Origin of the sequence: Streptomyces sp. NPDC094032 (genome assembly GCF_040303965.1) — a bacterium.
Lineage (GTDB): Bacteria > Actinomycetota > Actinomycetes > Streptomycetales > Streptomycetaceae > Streptomyces.
Genome location: NZ_JBEOUE010000004.1, coordinates 137,049 through 156,168, shown reverse-complemented (window position 1 = coordinate 156,168; position 19,120 = coordinate 137,049). Strand labels below are relative to the sequence as shown.

Genomic DNA, 19,120 nt, shown 5'->3' with positions numbered 1-19,120 from the left:
CGTACGACGGCCCGTATGACGGCCCGTATGACGGCAGAGGGGCCCCGGACCGGTCGACGGTCCGGGGCCCCTCCCGTTTCGGGGGCGGGTCAGCCCAGGGCGGTGAGCCACTGCCAGCCGCCGGTGCCGACGGTCGTCGGGGCGCCGAGGCCGGTGGCGGTGCCCGGCAGGAGCTCCAGGTTCTCGGCCGTGCCCGCGGTACGGGTGGTCCACAGGTCCGGCAGGCCGTCGCCGGTCACGTCGCCCGCCGAGACGGCCAGGCGCCGGTCGGCGGTGGTCCAGGGGCCGCCGGTGAGGGCGACGGGGGCGGCGAGCGGGGCGGCGCCCTGGCTCGCGTACCGCTTGATCTCGCCGGTGGCGCGGTCGCGGCCCCAGACGTCGGCCTTGCCGTCGCCGGTGACGTCGCCGGGCAGGATCACGTCGTAGCCCGCCCATTCGGCCTCGCCGATCTTGACGGCGGCGCGGGGCGCGAAGGTGGGCTTCCCGTCGACGGCGGGGCCGCCCCGGTGCAGCCAGAGGCCGGTGGTGCTGCGGGCGACGACGTCGGGCAGGCCGTCGCCGTCCACGTCGCCCGCGGCCAGCGGCAGGGCGCCGCCGTTGGACCAGCCGGTGGGGCGGCCGCCCATGGCGATCCGGGTGCCGAGCTCGCCGTTGCCGGTGTTCGGGTAGACCCACAGCTCGTCGCCGATACGGGCGACGACGTCCTCGTAGCCGTCGCCGGTCCAGTCGCCGCGGTGGCTGACGGCGGCGCCGGTCCAGCCGGTGCCGATCTGGCGCGCGCCGGAGACGGCGCCGGTGCCCGTGCCGGGGTAGAGGCGCAGGGTGCCGTCGTCCTTGACGGCGAGGAGGTCGGGACGGGCGTCGCCGGTGAGGTCGCCGGGCTGGGACTTCGGGGCGGCGGCGGCGCGCAGCACCTTGTGGTCGGAGAGCGGGACGGTGCCCTCGGGGACGTCGAGGGCGTCGGCGCGGACGGTGTGGAAGTCGCGGGCGCTGTAGAAGACGTGGTCGAACTTCTTGCCGTCGTACGTGGTGGGCTCGCCCGAACGGCACTCGGCGGCGCCGCCGTCCACGCACTCCTTGGTGAAGAAGTCGCGGTCGGTCCCGTCGGCCTCCACGAAGGGGCCAGTGCCGGGCAGTCCGGTGCGGATCGGGTCGAGCGCCGGGTACGAGGGCGCAGCGTTGAAGTCACCGCCGAGGACGACCGGGATCCCGGCGGCCCAGCCGTCGATCTGGGCCATGACCTGGGAGGAGCCGTTGTCGGGCGTGATCTTCTGGTCGAGGTGGGTGGTGCACAGGAGCGTGGTGCGCCCGTCGAGCGGGCCCCGGGCGCAGAGCACCGAGCGGGGCTCGTAGGCGGTGGTCAGGCTCGCCGTGTAGCGGTCGACGGCGGGCGCCTTGACGAAGACGCCGAGGCCGAAGCCGGTGTCGGTGCCCCACTGCGCGCAGCCGGAGACCTTGGTCGTGAAGCCCCAGACGCCGACGTAACCCGCGTCGGCGAGCGCGGTGCGCAGCGAGGTCCACTGCCCGAAGCAGAGCTCCTGGAGCATCAGGGCGTCGGCGTCCCAGGAGAGGGCCTGTTCCTTGACCTTGGCGGTCCAGGTGGGCAGGTCCAGCTGGCTGCGGCAGGGCAGCGAGTTCCCGCAGACGTTGTACGAGATGACGCGCGCCGGTGGCGCGGTGGCGGGCTCGACCAGGTCTTCGGCGGTGGCGGGCCCCGCGGTCGTGAGGACCGCGGAGACCAGCAGGGTGAGGGCGACCAGCGCTCTCTGGAGAAGTCTCATGACGGGAGAGCCTAATGATCATTTGCCGTGGACCTGCCAGGCGGTCCGCCCACCGGTTATGGGGTCCGGGCCCGTTCCCGCTCGGCCGCGACCTGCCGAAGCGCCGTCAGGACCCGGGCCACGGCGGGCCCCTCCTCGGCCCCTCGGCGCACCGCGGCGACGACGTGCCGGCGTGGCTGGTCGGCCGAGAGCACCCGCATGACGACCCCGGTGCGGCGTTCGGGGGCGGCCATCCGGGGGATCAGGGCCACCCCCATGCCGGCCTCGACCAGGGCGAGGATCGTGGTCCAGCCGGAGGCGCTGTGCGCCTGCTCGGGGACGAAGCCGGCCGCCTCGCAGGCGGCGGTGGTGATCTCCGACCAGGGGCCGGAGCCGCCGTAGATCCAGGGCTCGGCGGACAGGTCGGCGAGCCGCAGTCCGGGCTCCTCGGCGAGCGGGTGCCCGGCGGGCAGGGCCACGTCGAGCGGGTCGGCGAGCAGCGGGACGCGGCTGTACTGGGGGTCGCGGGCGGTGGGCGCGTGGGCGGCGAGCGAGAGGGCCAGGTCGACCTCGCCCACGGTGAGCAGTTCGTACGCCTCGGCGGCCTCGGCCTCGCGGACGCGGACGTCGAGCCCGGGGTGGGCGGTGCGCAGCGCCCGCACGGCGGGGACGAGGAGGGCGGGCACGGCGGTGGAGAAGGCGGCGACCCGGACCCGGCCCGCCTCGCCCCGCAGATGGGCGTCGAGTTCGGCCTCGGCCCGCTCCAGCTGGGCGAAGACCGCCTCGGCGTGCCGCAGCACCAGGTGCGCGGCCTCGGTGAGCCGGACCCGGCGGCCGTGCGCCTCCAGGAGCCGCACGCCGAGCTGCTTCGACAGGTTGGTGAGCTGCTGCGAGACGGCCGAGGGGGTCATGAGCAGCGCCTCCGCGCTCGCGGTGACGGTGCCGCGGTCGCGCAGGGTACGGAGGATCCGCAGCTTCTTGATGTCCCACTCGGTCATGGGCGCAACCTACCGGGCCGAACTCAGTGCCACCCCGCCGAGGATGAGCGCCATGCACGCGACGCCGAGCAGGCCGAGCCGCTCGCCGAGGAGCGCGTACGAGAGGAGGGCGACGCAGACGGGCTGGAGGTAGTAGACGACGCCCGCGCGGGCCGCGCCGATGAGGGAGACCGCCTTGTTCCAGGCGAAGAAGGCGACGGCGGAGGAGAGGACGCCGACGTAGAGGAGCGGGCCGACGGTCCCGGCGCGGACGGTGAAGCCGCCCTGGACGGCGAGGGAGACCGCGTACGCCGGGGCGAGCATCAGGGCGCCGAGCAGGAAGGTGGTGAAGAGGAAGGCGAGCGGGTCGATCGCGGCGGGCTTGCGCTTGAGCAGGGCGCTGTACGAGGCGAAGGAGAGGGCGGCGGCGAACATCCACAGGTCGCCGGCGGTGAGGTCGACGGCGAGGGAGCCCTTGCCGACGAGCAGGAGCACGCCCACCGCGGCGATCAGCATCCCGGCGACGCGGCGGGCCCCGAGGCGCTCGCCGCCGAGCCGGGCGTAGACCGCCATGAGCACCGGCGAGGCGGCCATGATCATGCCCATGTTGGAGGCGGAGGTGGTCAGTCCGGCCTGGTGCACGAGGGTGTTGTAGAGGGTGACGCCGAAGAGCGCGGCGAGGGTCACGTAGCCGAGGTGCCGGCGGAGGAGCGCGCGCTGCCGCCAGAACACCCGGGCGGCGAAGGGCGCGACGGCGGCGAGCGCGATGAGCCAGCGCCAGAAGACGGCCTGGACGGGCGGCACGCTGTCGGCCATGTCCCGGGTGGCGACGAAGCTGCCGGACCAGACGACGGTGGCGAGCAGGGCGGACAGCACACCGAGACCGGCGCCCTTCGCGAGCTTCCTCGCGGGCGCCGGCCTCTCGGTCGGGTGACGAACGGTGATCTGGGTCTGGGTCATGCGGCTTACCGTCGCACCGCCGAACCCTCAAGGTCCATCGAAACTTCCTGACCGTTCTTTTCAGCAGAGCTGAACGATTCGACCTCGACCTTGGGGGACTCCCCCTTGGCCTTCTTCGGGGTGCGCGGCCCCATCTGGGCGAAGAGGGTGGCGCCGAAGGCGAGGACCATGCCGGCCAGCTGCACCGGGCCGAGGGCCTGGCCGAGGGCGGCCCAGCCGATGACGGCGGCGGTGATCGGCGAGAGCGGGCCGAGCAGGGTGACCGAGGAGGCGCTCAGCCGCTCGATGCCACGGAACCAGAGGAAGTAGGAGATCGCGGTGTTGCCGAAGGCGAGGTAGGCGTAGCCGGCCAGGTTGGTGCCGGTCAGGGCGGGCGGGGCGCCCTCGATCAGGAAGGCGACGGGCAGGATGATCAGGCCGCCGGCGGTGAGCTGCCAGCCGGTCAGGGCGAGCGCGCCGACCCCCTCGGGGCGGCCCCAGCGCTTGGTGAAGACGGTGCCCGCGGACATCGAGAGCGAGGAGAGGAGTCCGGCGACGACGCCGATCGTGTCGAGCGCGGCCCCGGCCTTGAGGACCACGAGGCTGACGCCGAAGGCGGCGGCGATGGCGGTGAGCAGGGCCTTCACGGTGGGCTTGTCGCCCAGGAGGAGGGCGGCGAGGCCGACGACGAAGAGCGGGCCGACCGAGCCGACGACGGCGGCCACACCACCGGGCAGCCGGTAGGCGGCGAGGAAGAGCAGCGGGAAGAAGGCTCCGATGTTGAGGGCGCCGAGCACCGCCGACTTCCACCACCAGGCCCCCTGCGGCAGCTTCCGGGTGAGGGCCAGGAGGAGCAGTCCGGCGGGCAGGGCGCGCAGCAGACCGGTGAGGAGCGGCCGGTCGGGCGGCAGGAACTCGGTCGTCACGAAGTAGGTGGAGCCCCAGGAGATCGGGGCGAGCGCGGTCAGTGCGACGGTTGCGGCCTTGCGGGACATGGCAGGTTCCCCCTGAGGTGTCGGTCGGCTCGCCGGGTGGCTTGCTGGTAATTAACTTACCACTAAGCTACTTACTTGCAAGTGGCTTTCTTGCCACCGAGTCAGCGGAGAGAGGAGACTGAGGTCATGGAGAAGCACACGCCCGCCGCAGGGACCGCCCACGACGCCGTCGACGCCATCACCGACCAGTGGGCCGCCGTCCGCCCCGACCTGGACACGTTGCCGATGGCCGTCTTCGGGCGGATCTACCGGCTGGCCGGCGCCATGCGCGGCAAGGTGGACAAGGCGTACGCGCCGTACGGGGGGATGTCGCTGGGCGAGTTCGACGTCCTCGCGACGCTGCGGCGGTCCGGGGAGCCGTACACCCTGTCACCGCGTCAGCTGACCGCCACGCTGATGATCACGACCGGCGGGATGACCGGCCGGCTCGACAAGCTGGAGCGGGCCGGGCTCATCACCCGCAGCCCCGACCCGCACGACCGGCGCGGACTGCGGGTCACCCTCACCGAGGAGGGCCGCAGCCTCGTGGACCAGGCCGTCGGCGCCGGGCTCGCCCAGCAGCGCGCCGCCCTTGAGGCGGCGCTCACCCAGGAGGAGTCGGAGCAGCTGTCGGCGCTGCTGCGCAAGCTGCTCGCCACCACCGCCTGAGGACGCAGAAGGGCGCCGCACGGTAGCTCGTACCGTGCGGCGCCCTCATGAGGAACGGGTGGGGCTTACGCCTTCTTGGACTTGTCGAGGACCATCACCAGGCCGACGATCACCAGGAACAGCACCAGCGGTGCCGCGACGTACAGGCCGAGGGTCTCGGCGACACTCAGCTTCGGGGCCGGGTCGTCACCGTCGTCGCGGGTGAGCGCGAGCGCGGGGGACGACATGAGCAGCATCATCAGCGTCGTACCGGCCGCGACGGCGCCGGCGCGCAGGGCGTTCTTCTTGTCCACGGTGCAAAAGTAGCGAACACCTAAACGGACCGCGCGCCCGGGGGTGCCGTACGGGCCCCGACCTCCTCGGCGAGCACTCTGAACAGGTCGTGCGCGCGGGGCGAGGCGGCCAGTTTCTCCAGGGTCAGCGGCTGTCCGTCGGGGCCCGCGACCGGCAGCCGCCAGTTGGGGTACTGGTCCCAGGTGCCCGGCAGGTTCTGCGGCCGCCGGTCCCCCACCGCGTCGGGCAGCCACACCCCGACCAGCCGCGCCGGGGTGGCGGCCAGGAAGCGGTGGAAGGCCCTGATCTCCGCCGCCTCGTCGCCAGGACCCTCCGGCAGCAGCCCGAGCCGCGTGAGCAGCCCCAGCCACTCGGCGGCCTCGGCCGCGTCCCTGGTCCGTTCGCGCTCCAGGTCGCCGGTGAGCAGCCCGAGCCGGTGGCGCAGCGTCACATGGGCGCCGGAGAGCCGGGCGGCGGTGGAGGGCAGGTCGTGGGTGGTGGCGGTGGCCACGCAGTCGGCCCGCCACGCCTCCGGGGCCAGCGGGCGCCCGGTGCCCGCCCAGTCCCGCTCGAACCAGAGCACGGAGGTGCCGAGCACCCCGCGCCGCGCGAGCGCCTCCCGTACCCCCGGCTCGACCGTGCCCAGGTCCTCGCCGATGACCGAGGCCCCGGCGCGGTGGGCCTCCAGGACGAGGACGGCGAGCATCGCCTCGGCGTCGTGGCGGACGTACGTCCCCTCGGTCGGCTCGCCGCCCTCGGGCACCCACCAGAGCCGGAACAGGCCCATGACGTGGTCGATCCGCAGCGCGCCCGCGTGCCGCAGCAGTTCGCGCAGCAGACCTCGGTACGGGGCGTAGCCCTCGGCGGCCAGCACGTCGGGGCGCCAGGGCGGCAGGCCCCAGTCCTGGCCGCGCGCGTTGAAGGCGTCGGGCGGGGCGCCCACCGACATGCCGGCGGCGAAGACATGCCGCTGGGCCCAGGCGTCGGAGCCGTCCGGGTGGACGCCGACGGCCAGGTCGTGGACGATGCCGACCGCCATCCCGGCCTCCCGGGCGGTGTGCGCGGCGGCGGCGAGCTGGCCGTCCGTCAGCCAGGCGAGCCGGCAGTGGAAGTCGACCCGGGCGGCGAGCTCGGCGTCGGCCCTGACCACCGCCTCGGCCGTCCTGGGGTCGCGCAGCTCCTCGGGCCAGCGCCGCCAGTGGTGCCCGTGGCGCTCGGCGAGCGCCTGGTAGGTGGCGTGGTCCTCCAGGGCGCGCCCCCGCTCGGCGAGGAAGTCGTGGTACGCGGCGCGGCGGCCGGGGCCGAGCTCCACGGTGTGGATCAGCTCCAGGGCCCGCCGCTTGGCCTCCCAGACGGCGTCCCGGTCGATCAACGCACCCTTGCCGACGACCCGTTCGCGCAGCTCGGCGGCGTCGGCGAGGATCCGGTCGAGCTCCTCGCGGCGGTCCGGGCCGAGGTGCGCGTACTCGGGGACGTCCTCGATCCGCAGATGCACCGGGTCGGGGAAGCGGCGCGAGGAGGGGCGGTACGGGGAGGGGTCGCTCGGCGCCCCGGGGACGGCCGCGTGCAGCGGGTTGACCTGGACGAAGCCGGCGCCGTGCGTACGGCCCGCCCAGGCGGCGAGCTCCCGCAGGTCGCCGAGGTCGCCCATGCCCCAGGAGCGGGTGGAGAGCAGCGAGTAGAGCTGGACGAGGAGTCCGTGGGAGCGCCCTTCGGGCCCCGGCGCGTGCGCGGGCGCGACGATCAGGGTGGCGGCGCCCCGGCGCCCGTCGGGGGCGTCGGCGGCGAGCCGGTGCACGCCGGGCGGGAGGCCGCTCCAGTCGGGGCCCTTCCCGGCGGCCCCCGCGGGTCCTGTGACGGTCGTGCCGTCCTCGGTGGTCACGGTGAGCCGGGTGCCGGGCGGCAGTCCGAGGGCCGGGCGCGGCGGGCCGTCCTGCCAGTGGACGACGGTGGGCGGCAGGAGCCGCGCGCGGGCGGCCCGGTCCGCCGCGTCGAGCGCGGCGGCCACCGCCTCGGGCGTGGACGCGTCGACGTCCAGGGCGCGCAGGACGGCCACCACCGTGGCCTCGGGCACGGTGACCGTGACGCCCTCGGAGGGGGCGTACTCGGTGGCGACTCCGTGCAGTTCGGCGAGACGGGCCAGGGTCACTTCACACTCCGGGTGACTCCGTACCGCCCGCGGTGCCCCGGGCGGTGGGTTCGCTGGTCAGGGGGGCCGCCTCGATCAGCGGCGGCTCGCTGGTGAGGGGCGCGGCGTCGGCGAGGGGCGGTTCGCTGGTCAGCGGGCCCTGCCTCGGGATCCGGATCGGCGCGGGGGTCTGCTCGCGTATCCGGGGGGCGGGGTGGTCGGTCGCGTTCACGGGATCTCCCGGTTTCGTGGTCTCGACAGGTAAGACGGGCGGGACAGCACGGGAAGCCTTACCCAACGCTCCCCGTTTTACCGGCGGAAGTTGACGAATGGCTGCCACCTCGCCGAAAACCCGGCGGGCAAACGGGGCGGTTCACCCCCCGCATTGACACTCCGTCGGCCCGGATGATGGGCTCGTGGTCCGATCGTGACCCACGGGACCGAAGGGAGCCCTCGTGCACCTCGGACACAGGAGGCGGACGGCGACCGCGGTGGCCGTCGCGGTCATCGGCGGACTGCTGGGGGCGGGAGTGCCGGGGGCGGCCCAGGCGGCGCCCGACGCGCCCACCACGCGCGTCTCACCGGTCGCGCCGGTCGCGCCGCTATCGGCCGTCTCACCGGTCTCACCGGCCTCACCCGTCTCGCCGGTCTCCGTGTGGCCTCGGCCCCAGTCGCTCACCGCCGAGGGCGACGCCCTGGCGCTCGGCTCCGAGGTGACGCTGCTCGCCGCGCCGGACGCCGACCCGTACGCCCTGGCCGCGCTGCGCGAGGTGCTGCGGGCGGCCGGAGTGCGCACGGTCCACGAGGCGCTGCCCGGGCGGGGTCCGGTGATCCGGGCGGGCGAGGACGCCCCGGGCGCGCGGGAGGCGCTGGGCGCGCTGCGGGTGGCCGGGCGGGGCGATCTGCCGGACGGCGGCTACCGGCTCGCCACGGGCCGCTTCCAGGGCCGGGACACGGTCGTCCTGGACGGGGTCGGCGAGGACGGCCTCTTCCACGCAGTCCAGACGCTGCGTCAGCTGGTCCGCGCCGACGGCAGCCTGCCCGGCGTCCGGGTGCGCGACTGGCCCGGCACCGCCGTGCGCGGGCTCACCGAGGGCTTCTACGGGCGCCCCTGGAGCCGGGAGCAGCGCCTGGCGCAGATCGACTTCCTGGGCCGCACCAAGCAGAACCGCTATCTGTACGCGCCCGGGGACGACCCGTACCGCCAGACGCTGTGGCGCGAGGCCTACCCGGCCGCCGAGCGGGCCGCCTTCCGCGAGCTCGCCGCCCGGGCCCGGGAGCGGCATGTGACGCTCGCCTGGGCGGTGGCCCCCGCCCAGTCCATGTGCCTGTCCTCGGACCGGGACCTGAAGGCGCTCACGGCGAAGGCCGACGCCATGTGGGCGCTGGGGGTGCGCGCCTTCCAGCTGCAGTTCCAGGACGTCAGCTACAGCGAGTGGCACTGCTCGGCGGACGCCGACGCCTTCGGGCGCGGTCCCGAGGCCGCCGCCCGCGCGCACGCGCGGGTGGCGGGGATCCTCGCCCGGCACCTGGCCGAGCGGTATCCGGGAGCGGAGCCGCTGTCGCTGCTGCCGACGGAGTACTACCAGGACGGCCCGACGGAGTACCGCAAGGCGCTGGCCGAGGCGCTCGACCCGCGCGTGCAGGTGGCGTGGACGGGCGTCGGGGCGGTGCCGCGCACCATCACCGGGCGCGAACTGGCCGGGGCCCGCGAGGCGCTGCGCCACCCGCTGGTCACCATGGACGCCTACCCGGTCAACGACTACGCCCAGGACCGGCTCTTCCTCGGCCCCTCCACGGGCCGCGAGCCGGCCGTCGCCGCCGGCAGCGCCGCATACCTGGCCAACGCCATGGAGCAGGCCACGGCCTCGCGGGTGCCGCTGTTCACGGCGGCGGACTTCGCCTGGAACCCGAAGGGCTACCGGCCGCAGGAGTCCTGGCGGGCCGCCGTGGACGACCTGGCGGGACCGGACCCGGCCGCGCGTGCGGCACTGGGGGCGCTCGCCGGGAACGGCGCCTCCTCGCTGCTCGCCCCGGACGCCGAGTCGGCCTATCTGAAGCCGCTGGCGGACGCCTTCTGGGCGAGCCGCACCAGCCCCGCCAAGGGCGCCCGGGAGAAGGCGGCGCGCGAGCTGCGGGCCGCGTTCACCGTGATGCGCGAGGCGCCCGGGCGGCTGGCCGGGACGGCGGGCGGCGCCCTGGGCGCGGAGGCGGGCCCCTGGCTCGAGCAGCTGGCCCGGTACGGGGCGGCGGGCGAGACGGCCGTCGACATGCTGCTGGCCCAGGCGCGCGGCGACGGCGCCGGGGCCTGGCGGGCCCAGCTGGACCTGGAGCAGCGACGGGAGGCGCTGGGGGCGAGCCCGGTGACCGTCGGCAAGGGCGTGCTCGACCCGTTCCTCGCGCGCGCGGTGGCGGAGTCGGCGGCCTGGACGGGCGCCGACCGGGAGCGCGGCCCGGGGCTGCGGTCGGACGCGGCGGACGACGCGTACACGGTCCGGATCGACCGTGCGCGGCCCGTGGAGACCGTCACCGTGATGACCGAGCCCGGCACCGGCTCCGGCGGCACCCTGGAGGCGTACGTGCCCGGCGAGGGCTGGCGGGCGCTGGGCCCGCTGGCGGCCTCGGGATGGACGCAGGCGGACCTGAAGGGGCTGCGGGCGGACGCGGTGCGGATCGCGTGGAGCGGTCCCCCGGGGCAGGTGCGGTCGCTGGTGCCGTGGTTCGCCGACGAGCCGCGGGCCGCCCTGGAGCTGGCCCGTACGGAGACCGACGCCGAGATCGGCGGCCCGGCGGTCCGCGTGGACGCGACGCTGGAGGGGCGGCGGGCGCAGGAGGTGCGCGGGGCCCTGGGCACGCGGGCGCCGAAGGGGATCACGGTACGGCTGCCGAAGGAGGCGCTGGTGCCGCGCGGGACCCGGACCACGGTGCCGCTGGAGGTGTCGGTCGCCCCGGGCACGCCGGCCGGCTCGTACGCCGTGCCGGTGTCGTTCGCGGGCGAGGAGCGGGTCCTGACGGTGCGGGCGTTCCCGAGGACGGCGGGCCCGGATCTGGCGGCGGGCGGCACGGCCTCGTCCTCCGGCGACGAGACGCCCGACTTCCCCGCCGCCCTGGCGGTGGACGGCGATCCGGCGACGCGCTGGTCCTCGCCCGCCGAGGACGGCGCCTGGTGGCAGCTGGAGCTGGCGGAGCCCGCCCGGGTCGGCCAGGTGGTGCTGCACTGGCAGGACGCCTACGCGAGCCGCTACCGGGTGCAGGTCTCCCCGGACGGGCGCACCTGGCGTACGGCCGCCACGGTCCGCGACGGGCGGGGCGGGCGCGAGCCGGTGCGGATGGACGCGGCGGACACCCGGTTCATACGGGTTCAGGGCGAGGCGCGGGCGACGGAGTACGGGTACTCGCTGTGGTCCGTGGAGGCCTACGCGGTGGCGGAGCCGCCGGGAGCCGACGTCCCGAAGCCCGACGCCCCGGGGCCGGAGGGTCCGGCGGCGGGCGCACCGGACGCGCCGGAAGGGGAGCAGGGCGTGCCGCCCGGCTCCCCCTGACCCCCGGAACGCGAAAGGCCCGGCTCAACTCGTCGTCACGACCCCCTGCGGGGTGGTGACGGCCGAGTCGATCCGGGCCAGCGCGTCGTCCGCGCCGTACGGCTGGAGGTAGGGCAGCCATCGCGGGTCGCGATGGCCGGTCCCGATGATCCGCCAGGCCAGTCCGGTCGGCGGGGCGGGTTGGTGCCGCAGCCGCCAGCCCAGCTCGCGCAGGTGCCGGTCGGCTTTGACGTGGTTGCAGCGGCGGCAGGCCGCCACGACGTTCTCCCAGGCGTGCGTCCCCCCGCGGCTGCGCGGAATGACGTGGTCGACGCTGGTTGCGACGCCACCGCAGTACATGCAGCGCCCGCCGTCGCGGGCGAAGAGCGCTCTGCGGGTCAAGGGAACGGGCCCCCGGTAGGGGACCCGCACGAACCGCTTGAGGCGCACCACGCTGGGTGCGGCCATGACACGGCTCTCGCTGTGCAGGAAGGCGCCGGACTCCTCGAGGCAGAGTGCCTTGTTCTCCAGGACGAGGACGAGCGCGCGGCGGAGCGGTACGACGCCGAGTGGCTCGTACGACGCGTTGAGGACCAGGACATGCGGCACGGATGCCTCCTATGACGCCGGCGGCGCGTGGCTCGCGCCGGGACGAAACTGCTCTCAGTCTCTCCTCATGCCTGGTCGCCGCGCCACCACGTACGGGTAACGGGCCCGAGGTGTTCTCGACCACATCGGCGGGCATCCGGGAGTCTTCCCCCGCCGTGGCCCGTCTTCCCCTGTGCACACGCCGATCGGGGCACACCGTGTCCCCCGTTAGTGTGGACGGATTGCCCGCCCCCGCCCTGGAGGTCCCCCCGTGCCCCCCGTGCTCTGGTCCGCCCTGCCGACCGCCGACGCCCCGAACACCGTCCCGGTGACGCTGGACGAGGCCGCCGAGACGGCGACGAACGCCGCGGGGTGGGTGGAGCAGAACTGGGCCACCTGGCTGAACACGGGCCTGCGGATCGTGTTGATCCTGGTCGTGGCGCTCACGCTCCGGATGCTGATCCGCCGGGCCCTGACGAAGCTGATAGACCGGATGAACCGCTCGGCCCAGGCGGTGGAGGGCACGGCCCTCGGCGGTCTCCTGGTCAACGCCGAGCGGCGCCGCCAGCGCTCGGAGGCCATCGGCTCGGTGCTGCGCTCGGTCGCGTCCTTCCTCATCCTCGGCACGGCCGGGCTGATGATCCTGGGCGCCTTCAAGATCGACTTGGCGCCGCTGCTGGCCTCGGCCGGTGTGGCCGGTGTGGCGATCGGTTTCGGCGCGCGCAACCTGGTGACGGACTTCCTCTCCGGCGTCTTCATGATCCTGGAGGACCAGTACGGCGTGGGCGACTCGGTCGACGCGGGGGTCGCCTCCGGCGAGGTGGTCGAGGTGGGCCTGCGGGTGACGAAGCTGCGCGGGGTCGACGGCGAGATCTGGTACGTCCGCAACGGCGAGATCAAGCGGATCGGCAACCTCAGCCAGGGCTGGGCGACGGCCGGCGTCGACGTGACGGTCCGCCCGACGGAGGACCTGGACCGGGTGCAGGCGGCGATCACGCAGGCGGGCGAGGCCATGTCCAAGGAGGAGCCCTGGAACGAGCGCCTGTGGGGTCCGGTGGAGATCCTGGGCCTGAACGAGGTCCTGCTCGACTCGATGACGGTCCGCGTCTCGGCGAAGACGATGCCGGGCAAGAAGCTGGGTGTGGAGCGCGAGCTGCGCTGGCGCATCAAGCGCGAGCTGGACGCGGCGGGCATCCGTATCGTCGGCGGCGTGCTCCCGGCGCAGGCCGAGGACTCCCCCGCCGACCCGTCGGCGGGGATGGCGGCGCCTTCGGCCTTCGCCTCCCCGACCTCCCCGCAGTCGGCCGCGGCCACCCCGCTGCCGAAGACGGACCTGACCAAATAGGCGATTCCGGTACGGGTGAAGGGGCGTTCCGCCGATGATGGCGGGGCGCCCCTTCGCGCGTCCTGGCTCCGGCCGCCGTGACCCCGCCTTCCGTGACGCCCTCTTGACGCCCCGGTGACGTGGGTCTTACCTTCCTCCCAACCCAATAGGAAACTTTCCTAACAGTGCGGCGGGACAAGGCGGCTCCGACATGGCAGGTACGACCCCGGGAACCCCCGGAACCCCGCGCGTCCTGCGCGCCATGAACGACCGCGCCGCGCTCGAACTGCTCCTGGAGCACGGGCCCCTCTCGCGGACCCGGATCGGCAAGCTGACCGGGCTCTCCAAGCCGACCGCCTCGCAACTGCTCGCGCGCCTCGAAGCCGCCGGCCTGGTGGTCGAGACCGGGACCACCGCGGGGCGCCCGGGACCCAACGCGCAGTTGTACGCGGTGAACCCGCGGGCCGCGCACGCGGCGGGGCTCGACGTCACCCCGCGCCGGATCCGCGCCGCCGTCGCCGACGTCACCGGCGAGGTGGTCGGCTCCTTCGAGCTGCCGACCCCCGGCCGTACGGCGGAGGGCGGCGTGGTCCGGCAGGTCGTCGAGGCGCTCTCCGGAGCGGTCGCGGACGCCGGGCTCGGCGGCCTCGCGGACGTGCACCGGCTCGTCATCGGCACCCCCGGCGCCTTCGACCCGGCCACCGGCCGTCTGCGGTACGCCGCCCACCTGCCCGGCTGGCACTCCCCCACCCTCCTGGAGGAGCTGGCCGTCGCCCTGCCCATGCCCTTCGAGTACGAGAACGACGTCAACCTCGTCGCCATCGCCGAGCAGAGCGTGGGCGCCGCCCAGGGCCACGAGGACTTCGTACTGCTGTGGAGCGAGACCGGCATCGGCGCGGCCGTGGTGCTCGGCGGCCGGCTGCACCGCGGCTTCACCGGCGGCGCCGGCGAGGTCGGCTTCCTGCCCGTGCCCGGCACCCCGCTGGTCCGGCAGGTCACCAAGGCCAACTCCGGCGGCTTCCAGGAGCTGGCCGGGGTCCAGGCCATCCCCAGGATCGCCAAGTCGCTCGGGATCGAGACCCGCGAGCAGCCGTACGTGGAGACCGCCGCCCGGCTGCTGGCCGAGGCCGCCGAGCGGCACGCCGAGGACGAACGGTACGCCGGTCTCCTCGACGCCTACGCCGAGCGGCTCGCCACCGGACTCGCCGCCCTCGTCGCCGTGCTCGACCCCGAGCTCCTCGTGCTGTCCGGCGACGCCATCACCCCGGGCGGCGAGCCGCTGCGCGCCCGCGTCCAGGCCCAGCTCGCCGACCTGGCCGCCTCCCGGCCACGGCTCGTCCTCGCCACCGTGGAACCGAACCCCGTGCTCCGCGGCGCCCTCGAATGCGCCCTGGCCACCACCCGGGACGAGATCTTCGACACCTCCCGGTAGCCCCCGCAGCCCCCCGAACCGCCTCCACACCCGCCCCCCGCCCGTTCCAGGGAGACCCGCCATGCCCGCACGTCAGCGCCGGTTCGCCGCCACGCTCGCCGCCACCGCCTCCATAGCGCTCTTCGCCTCCGCCTGTACGGGATCGGCGAACAACGACGCCAAGGACGACCCCAACGCCAAGACGACGATCACGTTCTGGCACGGGTGGAACAACCCCTCCGAGGTGAAGGCGATCAACGACAACATCGCCCGCTTCATGAAGGCCCACCCGAACATCAAGGTCGACGTCGTCGGCAACATCAACGACGACAAGCTCAACCAGGCGCTGCGCACCGGCGGTTCCAAGGGCCCGGACGTGGTCTCCTCCTTCACGACCTCCAACGTCGGCAAGTTCTGCTCCTCGGGCGCCTTCGCCGACCTGAAGCCGTTCATCGAGAAGTCCAAGCTGGACCTCGACAAGATCATCCCGAAGACGCTGCTCCAGTACACGCAGTTCGAGGGCAAGCGGTGCGCGATGCCGCTGCTCACCGACGCGTACGGCCTCTACTACAACAAGGACGCCTTCAAGAAGGCCGGCCTGGACCCCGAGAAGCCGCCGCGCACCTACTCCGAGCTGCTGACCACCGCCAAGGCGCTGACCAAGACCAAGGGCGACTCGTACGAGCAGCTCGGCTTCATGCCGAACTACCACGGCTACGAGACCACCAGCGAGCACTACCTGGGCAGTTGGGGCCCCGAGTACTTCGACGCGAACGGCAAGTCGACGGTCGGCACCGACCCCGGCATCGCCGAGATGATGACCGTCCAGAAGAAGATGGTCGACGAGCTCGGCGGCTACGAGAAGCTGGAGAAGTACCGCAACACCTTCGGCGACGAGTGGAACGCCAAGCACCCCTTCCACACCGGCCAGGTCGCCATGCAGATGGACGGCGAGTGGCGGCTCGGCATGGCCACCGACTACAAGGTGCCCTTCGAGATCGGCGTCGCCCCGATGCCGGTCCCGGACAGCCAGGCGGCCGACTACGGCAAGGGCTTCCTCTCCGGCACGGTCATGGGCATCGCCCCCCAGAGCAAGAAGCAGAACGCCGCCTGGGAACTGATCAAGTTCATGACCACGGACACCGACGCCGTCGTGGGCTTCGCCAACGACATCCGCAACGTGCCCTCCACCTTCGAGGCCCTGAAGTCCCCGAACCTGAAGCTGGACCCGCGCTTCAAGACCTTCCTGGACATCGCCGCGCACCCGAAGTCCAACACCCCGGCCGGCGCGATCAACGGCGCGGCCTACATGAACACCCTCCAGGACTTCGCCCTCCAGTACGAGAAGGGCTCGGTGACCGACCTCAAGGCCGGTCTGGCGAAGACCGCCGCGCAGATCGACACCGACATCGCCAAGGCGAAGTAGCCGCGTCATGAGCACCAACACCCTCCGCGCGAAGCGCCGCAGATCGGCGCTCCGGACGACGGCCTTCATGTCGCCGTGGCTGATCGGGTTCGGCGTCTTCTTCGCCTACCCGATGGTCTCCACCGTCTACTTCTCCTTCACCCAGTACGACGGCTTCACCCCGCCGTCCTTCAACGGCCTGGACAACTGGACGTACGTCCTGCGGGACTACCCCATGTTCTGGCCCGCCCTGCGCAACACCCTGTGGCTGGTCGTGGTCATGGTCGCCTGCCGGGTCGTCTTCGGACTCGGCGTCGGCCTGCTCATCACGAAGATCAAGACCGGCGCCGGGGTCTTCCGCACCCTGTTCTACCTGCCCTACCTGGCCCCGCCGGTCGCGGCCACGCTCGCCTTCGTCTTCCTGCTCAACCCCGGCACGGGACCGGTCAACTCGCTGCTCGACGGGGTCGGCATCGCCGCCCCCGGCTGGTTCACCGACGCCGCCTGGTCCAAGCCCGCGCTCACCATGCTCGCGGTGTGGGGCGTCGGCGACCTCATGGTCATCTTCATGGCCGCGCTGCTCGACGTACCGAAGGAGCAGTACGAGGCGGCCGAGCTGGACGGGGCCTCGCCCCTCCAGCGGTTCCGCTTCGTGACCCTGCCGAACATCTCGCCGATCGTGATGTTCGCCGTGGTCACCGGCGTCATCCAGGCGATGCAGTACTACACCCAGCCGCTGGTGGCCGGGAAGGTCGCCTCCGGCGTCATCGGCGGCTCCGGCCAGCCGTTCGAGCCCGGCTACCCGGACAAGTCCACGCTGACCCTGCCCCAGCTCGTCTACAACCTCGGCTTCCAGCGCTTCGACTACGGAGCGGCCTGCGCCATCGCCCTCATCCTCTTCGCCCTGGCCATGGTCTTCACCGGACTGCTCATGCGCCGCCGCGGCGGTCTGATCCAGGCAGGTGACTGACCCGTGAGCCAGGTACTCGACTCCCCCAAGGCGCCGGCCCGCCCGGCCGACGGGGCCACCCCCGCCGCCAGGACCGCCCGCCGCAAGGCGCTGCTGCACTGGATCGCGGTGCACTCGCTCGGCGTCGCCGCCGCGCTGTTCTTCGTGCTGCCGTTCGTCTTCGTGCTCTTCACCTCGCTGATGAGCGACCAGCAGGCGCTCACCCGCGACCTCACCCCGAACACCTGGGAGTGGGGCAACTACGTCCGCGTCTTCGAGACCCCCGGCTTCCTCACCTGGTGGCGCAACACCCTGCTGTACGCGGGGCTCGGCACCGTCCTGACCGTGGTGTCCTCGATCCCGGTGGCGTACGCGCTCGCCAAGTTCCGCTTCCGCGGGCGCAATCTCTCGCTGATCCTGGTGATCTCGATGATGATGCTGCCGCCGCAGGTCGTGATCATCCCCATGTACCTGTTCTGGGCCAAGCAGCTGGACCTGTCGGGCACCCTGTGGCCGCTGATCATCCCGATGGCCTTCGGCGACGCGTTCTCCATCTTCCTGCTGCGCCAGTTCCTGCTGACCATCCCGAACGAATACCTCGACGCGGCCCGTGTGGACGGCTGCGGCGAACTGCGCACCCTCGTCAGGATCGTCCTGCCGATGGCGAAGCCGGGGATCGCGGCCGTCGCGCTCTTCCAGTTCTTCGCCGCGTGGAACGACTACTTCGGACCCCAGATCTACGCCTCGGAGAACCCCGACGCGTGGACCCTGAGCTACGCGCTGGAGTCCTTCAAGGGCGCGCACCACACCGACTGGAATCTGACCATGGCCGCGACCGTGCTGGTCATGGCCCCCGTGATCCTCGTCTTCTTCTTCGCCCAGAAGGCGTTCGTCGAGGGTGTCACGCTGACCGGAGTGAAGGGCTAGCCGACATATGAAGCTCGCTGTCGTGGGGGGCGGCTCCACCTACACCCCCGAACTCATCGACGGGTTCGCGCGCTTGCGCGACACCCTTCCCATCACCGAACTCGTCCTCGTCGACCCGGCCGCCGACCGGCTCGACCTGGTCGGCGGCCTCGCCCGGCGGATCTTCGCCAAGCAGGGCCACGAGGGGCGGATCGTCACCACCTCGGACCTCGACGCGGGAGTCGAGGGCGCGGACGCCGTGCTGCTCCAGCTGCGCGTCGGCGGGCAGGCCGCCCGTGAGCAGGACGAGACCTGGCCGCTGGAGTGCGGCTGCGTCGGCCAGGAGACCACCGGCGCCGGCGGCCTCGCCAAGGCGCTGCGCACGGTCCCGGTGGTCCTGGACATCGCCGAGCGGGTGCGCCGCGCCAACCCGGACGCCTGGATCATCGACTTCACCAACCCGGTCGGCATCGTCACCCGGGCGCTGCTCCAGGCCGGGCACAAGGCGGTCGGCCTGTGCAACGTGGCGATCGGCTTCCAGCGCAAGTTCGCCGCGCTGCTCGACGTCGCCCCGTCCGAGGTGCACCTCGACCACGTCGGCCTCAACCATCTGACCTGGGAGACCGGGGTACGGCTCGGCGGCCCCGAGGGCGAGGACGTGCTGCCCCGGCTGCTCGCCGAGCACGGCGAGGCCGTCGCGGCCGACCTGCGCATGGACCGGGAGCTCGTGGACCGGCTCGGCGTCGTCCCCTCGTACTACCTGCGGTACTTCTACGCGCACGACGCCGTCGTGCGGGAGCTCGGCTCCAAGCCCTCGCGGGCGGCCGAGGTCGCCGCGATGGAGAAGGAACTCCTGGAGATGTACGGGGACCCCGCGCTCGACGAGAAGCCGGCGCTGCTCGGCAAGCGCGGCGGCGCCTTCTACTCGGAGGCCGCCGTGGACCTGGCTGCCGCGCTGCTGGGCGGCGGCGGTTCGCCGTACCAGGTGGTGAACACGTACAACAACGGCACGCTGCCGTTCCTGCCGGACGACGCCGTGATCGAGGTACAGGCGGCCGTGGGGGCCGCCGGTGCCACGCCGCTCGCGGTGCCCCGGCTCGACCCGCTGTTCGCGGGGCTGATCGCCCACGTCACCGCGTACGAGGACCTGGCCCTCGACGCGGCCCTGAAGGGCGGCCGCGACCGGGTGTTCAAGGCGCTGCTCGCGCACCCGCTGGTGGGGCAGTTCGAGTACGCCGAGGCGCTCACCGACCGGCTGATCGCCCACAACCGGGAGCATCTGGCGTGGGCGTGAGA

General features: G+C 73.4%; 16 protein-coding genes. 8 read left to right on the top strand and 8 right to left on the bottom strand.

Annotation, left to right across the window (positions count from 1 at the left end):
* Positions 1 to 89: 89 nt before the first annotated feature.
* Genes ABTZ54_RS08850 through ABTZ54_RS08835 form a run of 4 tightly spaced genes read right to left on the bottom strand, consistent with a single transcriptional unit; the run spans position 90 to position 4,671 of the window.
* Entirely contained in the window at positions 90 to 1,781 is a 1,692-nt protein-coding gene (locus ABTZ54_RS08850; protein ID WP_351658809.1) for an FG-GAP-like repeat-containing protein, read from the bottom strand.
* A gap of 56 nt (positions 1,782 to 1,837) precedes the next feature.
* Positions 1,838 to 2,758: a LysR family transcriptional regulator gene (locus tag ABTZ54_RS08845; protein WP_351658807.1), complete on the bottom strand. Its 921-nt coding sequence runs from the start codon at positions 2,756 to 2,758 to the stop codon at positions 1,838 to 1,840.
* Positions 2,759 to 2,767: 9 nt separating this feature from the next.
* Entirely contained in the window at positions 2,768 to 3,697 is a 930-nt protein-coding gene (locus ABTZ54_RS08840) for a DMT family transporter (protein WP_351658805.1), read from the bottom strand.
* Positions 3,698 to 3,702: 5 nt separating this feature from the next.
* Positions 3,703 to 4,671, bottom strand: coding sequence for an EamA family transporter (locus ABTZ54_RS08835; RefSeq protein WP_351658803.1), 969 nt, complete (start codon positions 4,669 to 4,671; stop codon positions 3,703 to 3,705).
* Between the two features lie 126 nt (positions 4,672 to 4,797).
* Here ABTZ54_RS08835 and ABTZ54_RS08830 point away from each other — a divergent pair, with 126 nt between their 5' ends.
* Entirely contained in the window at positions 4,798 to 5,319 is a 522-nt protein-coding gene (locus ABTZ54_RS08830) for a MarR family winged helix-turn-helix transcriptional regulator (RefSeq protein WP_351658801.1), read from the top strand.
* A 65-nt stretch (positions 5,320 to 5,384) separates the two neighbouring features.
* On the opposite strand, the gene ABTZ54_RS08825 is transcribed toward ABTZ54_RS08830, so the two are convergent.
* Genes ABTZ54_RS08825 through ABTZ54_RS08815 form a run of 3 tightly spaced genes read right to left on the bottom strand, consistent with a single transcriptional unit; the run spans position 5,385 to position 7,952 of the window.
* Complete coding sequence (locus tag ABTZ54_RS08825) at positions 5,385 to 5,612, bottom strand: hypothetical protein (RefSeq protein ID WP_351658799.1); 228 nt, start codon at positions 5,610 to 5,612, stop codon at positions 5,385 to 5,387.
* Between the two features lie 20 nt (positions 5,613 to 5,632).
* Positions 5,633 to 7,741, bottom strand: a complete 2,109-nt coding sequence (malQ, locus tag ABTZ54_RS08820; RefSeq protein ID WP_351658797.1) for a 4-alpha-glucanotransferase — start codon at positions 7,739 to 7,741, stop codon at positions 5,633 to 5,635.
* Between the two features lies 1 nt (position 7,742).
* A complete protein-coding gene (locus ABTZ54_RS08815) occupies positions 7,743 to 7,952 on the bottom strand; it encodes a hypothetical protein (protein ID WP_502997216.1) in 210 nt (69 codons plus the stop codon).
* Positions 7,953 to 8,175: 223 nt separating this feature from the next.
* On the opposite strand from ABTZ54_RS08815, the gene ABTZ54_RS08810 reads away from it, so the two are divergent.
* A complete protein-coding gene (locus ABTZ54_RS08810; RefSeq protein ID WP_351658795.1) occupies positions 8,176 to 11,262 on the top strand; it encodes a glycoside hydrolase family 84 protein in 3,087 nt (1,028 codons plus the stop codon).
* Positions 11,263 to 11,286: 24 nt separating this feature from the next.
* Here the strand turns inward: ABTZ54_RS08810 and ABTZ54_RS08805 are convergent, their stop codons facing one another.
* Positions 11,287 to 11,850: an HNH endonuclease gene (locus ABTZ54_RS08805; protein ID WP_132914145.1), complete on the bottom strand. Its 564-nt coding sequence runs from the start codon at positions 11,848 to 11,850 to the stop codon at positions 11,287 to 11,289.
* Between the two features lie 259 nt (positions 11,851 to 12,109).
* Here ABTZ54_RS08805 and ABTZ54_RS08800 point away from each other — a divergent pair, with 259 nt between their 5' ends.
* The 6 genes from ABTZ54_RS08800 (at position 12,110) to ABTZ54_RS08775 (ending at position 19,118) form a co-directional block, all read left to right on the top strand.
* The gene (locus ABTZ54_RS08800) at positions 12,110 to 13,174 is read left to right on the top strand and encodes a mechanosensitive ion channel family protein (protein WP_502997213.1); all 1,065 of its coding nucleotides are present in this window, start codon (positions 12,110 to 12,112) and stop codon (positions 13,172 to 13,174) included.
* A gap of 190 nt (positions 13,175 to 13,364) precedes the next feature.
* Positions 13,365 to 14,585: an ROK family transcriptional regulator gene (locus ABTZ54_RS08795; protein WP_351658791.1), complete on the top strand. Its 1,221-nt coding sequence runs from the start codon at positions 13,365 to 13,367 to the stop codon at positions 14,583 to 14,585.
* A gap of 61 nt (positions 14,586 to 14,646) precedes the next feature.
* Entirely contained in the window at positions 14,647 to 15,990 is a 1,344-nt protein-coding gene (locus ABTZ54_RS08790) for an ABC transporter substrate-binding protein (RefSeq protein WP_351658789.1), read from the top strand.
* A gap of 7 nt (positions 15,991 to 15,997) precedes the next feature.
* A complete protein-coding gene (locus ABTZ54_RS08785; protein WP_351658788.1) occupies positions 15,998 to 16,939 on the top strand; it encodes a carbohydrate ABC transporter permease in 942 nt (313 codons plus the stop codon).
* Positions 16,940 to 16,942: 3 nt separating this feature from the next.
* Positions 16,943 to 17,845 carry a carbohydrate ABC transporter permease gene (locus ABTZ54_RS08780; protein ID WP_351658786.1) on the top strand — a complete coding sequence of 301 codons (903 nt, stop codon included), beginning with the start codon at positions 16,943 to 16,945 and terminating at the stop codon, positions 17,843 to 17,845.
* A gap of 7 nt (positions 17,846 to 17,852) precedes the next feature.
* Positions 17,853 to 19,118 carry a 6-phospho-beta-glucosidase gene (locus tag ABTZ54_RS08775; RefSeq protein ID WP_351658784.1) on the top strand — a complete coding sequence of 422 codons (1,266 nt, stop codon included), beginning with the start codon at positions 17,853 to 17,855 and terminating at the stop codon, positions 19,116 to 19,118.
* The last annotated feature ends 2 nt before the right edge of the window (positions 19,119 to 19,120 follow it).